Genomic DNA, 3,882 nt, shown 5'->3' on the forward strand with positions numbered 1-3,882 from the left:
CGCGAACTGGTGATCCACAACCGCACGAACGAGCGGGCCGAGGCACTGGCGGCCGACGTGGCGGCCGCGTACCCGGACTGCACCGCGCGCGCGGGCATGAACGACCCGCGCGGCTTCGACCTCGTGGTCAACACCACCTCGATGGGCATGCACGAGGGCGATGCACTGCCGCTCGACGTGGCGCACCTGGCGGCAGGCACCGACGTGGCCGAGATCATCATGACGCCCGCGATCACGCCGCTCCTGGCCGCGGCGCAAGCGCGCGGCTGCCGCATCTCGCTGGGCACCTCGATGCTCGATGCGCAGTACGTGCTGGTGAAGGAATTGCTCGGGATCGGTGCGCCGGCGCCCTGAAAGCGTCTTCCGCGGCGGGCGCGGGCCTTGCAAGGGACCCGGGAAAACGAGCAGCGATCGATGGCCTGGCGTCAGGATGGCTGAACGATCGTATGTTATTTTTCCCTTCGCCCTGTCCACCGGAATCCCGCGCCGAGGAACCGTCATGCGCTACGCCCCCAACCACAAGGAAGAGACCCGCGAAAAGCTGCTCGAGAGCAGCCGAGCGATCGCCAAGAAGGGGGGCTTCAGCAGCACCGGCGTCGATGCGCTGATGTCGGCCATCGGCCTCACGGGCGGCGCCTTCTACAGCCACTTCGGCTCCAAGGGCGAACTGTTCGCGGCGCTGATCGAGCGCGAGATGGAGAACAGCGCCGAGATGCTCGCGGGCACGCCCGACTCGCCGCCCGACCACGTGGCGCGCTGCCTCAAGAGCTACCTCAGCAGCGCCCATGCACTGCACCCCGAGACCGGCTGCGCGCTGCCCGCGCTGGGCGCCGAGATCGCGCGCTCCGACCCGGCCGTGCGCGCGGCGGTCGAGCGCGGCCTGAAGAAATTGCACAAGGCCTGGAGTCAGCGCCTGGCGGGCGACGACGACGCGGCCTGGGCCGTGATGGCGCAGTGCGTGGGCGCGCTGCTGATGGCGCGCGTGGTCGAGAACGACCGCACGCGCCAGGACATCCTGAATTCGACCCGCCGCGACATCGAGCGCAACCACCTGGACTGAAACCCGCCGGCCGCATGCGGTGCATGCGCCATCGGAATGCTGTCGCGCGCTCGATTCGATTGACAGCCCGAAGCCTCTCCTTTACCGTGCTTTGGTCCACGAGCGTTCAATCAAGGAGACGACATGAGCCAGGGCAATGCGGGCGCCGGTGTGGCGCTGATCATCGGCGCCGGCGATTCCACCGGCGGGGCGATCGCGAGGCGCTTCGCGGCCGGCGGCTACACCGCCTGCGTGACGCGGCGCGACGCGCAGAAGCTGCAGCCGCTGGTCGAGAGCATCGAGGCGGGCGGCGGCAAGGCCGTGGCCTTCGGCTCCGATGCGCGCAAGGAGGAGGAGGTGATCGCGCTGTTCGAGCAGGTCGAGCGCGAGGTCGGGCCGGTCGAGGTGCTGGTGTTCAACATCGGCGCCAACGTGCCCTCGAGCATCCTCGAGGAGACCGCGCGCAAGTACTTCAAGATCTGGGAGATGGCCTGCTTCGGCGGCTTCCTCAACGGCCGTGAAGCGGCCAAACGCATGGTCGAGCGCGGCCGCGGCACGATCATCTTCACGGGCGCCACCGCGGCCCTGCGGGGCGCCGCCAACTTCGCGGCCTTCGCGGGTGCCAAGCATGCGCTGCGCGCGCTGGCCCAGAGCATGGCGCGCGAGCTGGGGCCGCGCAACATCCACGTGGCGCACGTGGTGGTCGACGGCGCGATCGACACCGAGTTCATCCGCACCAGCTTCCCCGAGCGCTACGCGCTGAAGTCGGAGGACGGCATCCTGAACCCCGAGCACATCGCCGAGAACTACTGGCACCTGCACACGCAGCCGCGCGATGCCTGGACCTTCGAGCTCGACCTGCGTCCGTACATGGAACGCTGGTGAGCGGCAGCGCCGCATTCCCCGTCCTCTTCCTCCACCCTCATCGACCATGAAAACTCGCATCACCGAACTCTTCGGCATCCGCCATCCGATCATCCAGGGCGGCATGCATTACGTGGGCTTCGCGGAACTCGCGGCCGCGGTGTCGAATGCCGGCGGCCTCGGCATCATCACCGGGCTCACGCAGAAGACGCCCGAGCTGCTGGCGCGCGAGATCGCGCGCTGCCGCGAGATGACCGACCAGCCGATCGGCGTGAACCTCACCTTCCTGCCGACCTTCTCCAAGCCGCCCTATCCCGAGTACATCGCCGCGCTCATCGAGGGCGGCGTGCGCATCGTCGAGACCGCGGGCCGCAGCCCCGAGGAACACATGCCGGCGCTCAAGGCGGCCGGCGTGAAGGTGATCCACAAGTGCACCTCGGTGCGCCATGCACTGAAGGCCGAGCGCATCGGCTGCGACGCGGTGAGCGTCGACGGCTTCGAGTGCGGCGGCCATCCGGGCGAGGACGACGTGCCCAACATGATCCTGCTGCCGCGCGCGGCCGACGAGCTGCGCATTCCCTTCGTCGCCTCGGGCGGCATGGCCGACGGCCGCAGCCTCGTGGCCGCGCTCGCGCTCGGCGCCGAGGGCATGAACATGGGCACGCGCTTCATCGCCACGCAGGAGGCGCCGGTGCACGAGAACGTCAAGCGCGCGATCGTCGCGGCCAGCGAGCTCGACACGCGGCTGGTGATGCGCGGCCTGCGCAACACCGAGCGCGTGCTCAACAACAAGGGCGTGGAGGAACTGCTGGCGATCGAGCGCGCGAAGGGCGCGGACCTTCAGATCTCGGACATCCACGACCAGGTGGCGGGCATCTATCCGCGCGTGATGATCGAGGGCGACGTGGATGCGGGCGCCTTCAGCTGCGGCATGGTGGCGGGCCTGATCCACGACGTGCCGACCGTGCAGGAACTGGTCGACCGCATCATGGCCGAGGCCCATGGGCTGATCGCGGCGCGGCTCGCGGGCATGCTCGAGACCGCCTGAGACCACACCGGCGGTACCGGATGTCCGGAACCGGCCGGACCCGGTGCGCCGGCTTGCGGTATTTTCGAGGGCTGCATCCGCCATGACCCTCGAGCTCTTCCCCGCCACCGACGAACCGTTTCGCGCACCCGAGCCGCTGGGCCCGGGTGCCTGCGTGCTGCGCGGCTTCGCGCTGCCGTTCGCGAGCGAGCTGCTGGCCGCGCTGCCGCGCATCGAGGGCGTGTCGCCGTTCCGGCACCTGGTCACGCCCGGCGGCTACACCATGTCGGTGGCGATGACGAACTGCGGGCCGCTGGGCTGGGTCAGCGACCGCAACGGCTACCGCTACGACGCGATCGATCCGTTGTCGCAAAAGCCCTGGCCCGCGATGCCCGCCGCGTTCGCGCGGCTCGCGCGCGAGGCGGCCGAGACGGCGGGCTTCGCGGGCTTCAGGCCCGATGCCTGCCTCGTCAACCGCTACGAGCCCGGCACGCGGCTCTCGCTGCACCAGGATCGCGACGAACGCGACCATGGCGCGCCGATCGTCTCGGTGTCGCTGGGCATGCCGGCGGTGTTCCAGTTCGGCGGGCTCGCGCGCGGCGACGCGGTCGAGCGCGTGCCGCTCGTGCATGGCGACGTGGTGGTGTGGGGCGGCCCCGACCGGCTGCGCTTCCATGGCGTGCTGCCGCTCAAGGACAAGCCGCATCCGCTGCTGGGCAGCGTGCGCATCAACCTGACCTTTCGCAAGGCCGGCTGAGCCGCGCGCTCAGCGCAGCGTGACTTCGAGGCCGTCGAAGGGCGCGTCGAACTCGCTGCGCCAGACCTGGCCGGGCGCGATCGGCCAGGCGTCGGTCCAGGTGCCGGTGGTGACCACCTCGCCCGGTTGCAGCGCGGGCGCGCCGGGGCAGGCCTGCAGTTCGTGCAGGAAGTGCAGCAGCGCATGCAGCGGGCC

At 70.1% G+C, this 3,882-nt stretch carries 4 protein-coding genes and 2 pseudogenes; 5 read left to right on the forward strand and 1 reads right to left on the reverse strand.

What is annotated here, in order from left to right; all coding sequences use genetic code 11:
* The 5 genes and pseudogenes from AC27VN_RS35200 to alkB form a co-directional block, all read left to right on the forward strand.
* Nucleotides 1-354 (forward strand): annotated as a pseudogene (locus tag AC27VN_RS35200) (shikimate dehydrogenase); the annotation flags it as partial.
* Nucleotides 355-499: 145 nt separating this feature from the next.
* Nucleotides 500-1,060 carry a TetR/AcrR family transcriptional regulator gene (locus AC27VN_RS35205; RefSeq protein WP_093341080.1) on the forward strand — a complete coding sequence of 187 codons (561 nt, stop codon included), beginning with the start codon at nucleotides 500-502 and terminating at the stop codon, nucleotides 1,058-1,060.
* A gap of 123 nt (nucleotides 1,061-1,183) precedes the next feature.
* The gene (locus tag AC27VN_RS35210) at nucleotides 1,184-1,924 is read left to right on the forward strand and encodes an SDR family oxidoreductase (RefSeq protein ID WP_490879609.1); all 741 of its coding nucleotides are present in this window, start codon (nucleotides 1,184-1,186) and stop codon (nucleotides 1,922-1,924) included.
* 46 nt (nucleotides 1,925-1,970) lie between these two features.
* Nucleotides 1,971-2,951 (forward strand): NAD(P)H-dependent flavin oxidoreductase, encoded by a 981-nt coding sequence (locus AC27VN_RS35215; protein WP_057591373.1) that lies wholly within the window; start codon nucleotides 1,971-1,973, stop codon nucleotides 2,949-2,951.
* 82 nt (nucleotides 2,952-3,033) lie between these two features.
* A complete protein-coding gene (gene alkB, locus AC27VN_RS35220; protein ID WP_490879610.1) occupies nucleotides 3,034-3,687 on the forward strand; it encodes a DNA oxidative demethylase AlkB in 654 nt (217 codons plus the stop codon).
* A 9-nt stretch (nucleotides 3,688-3,696) separates the two neighbouring features.
* Here the strand turns inward: alkB and AC27VN_RS35225 are convergent.
* Nucleotides 3,697-3,882, reverse strand: a pseudogene (locus AC27VN_RS35225) (2-keto-4-pentenoate hydratase); the annotation flags it as partial.

The sequence above is a fragment of the Variovorax sp. 20P10.2.4 genome, from assembly GCF_058244205.1.

Coding starts and splice junctions, on each gene's coding strand:
- alkB (WP_490879610.1), top strand. CDS start 3,034: ATGACCCTCGAGCTCTTCCCCGCCACCGACGAACCGTTTCGCGCACCC.
- AC27VN_RS35205 (WP_093341080.1), top strand. CDS start 500: ATGCGCTACGCCCCCAACCACAAGGAAGAGACCCGCGAAAAGCTGCTC.
- AC27VN_RS35210 (WP_490879609.1), top strand. CDS start 1,184: ATGAGCCAGGGCAATGCGGGCGCCGGTGTGGCGCTGATCATCGGCGCC.
- AC27VN_RS35215 (WP_057591373.1), top strand. CDS start 1,971: ATGAAAACTCGCATCACCGAACTCTTCGGCATCCGCCATCCGATCATC.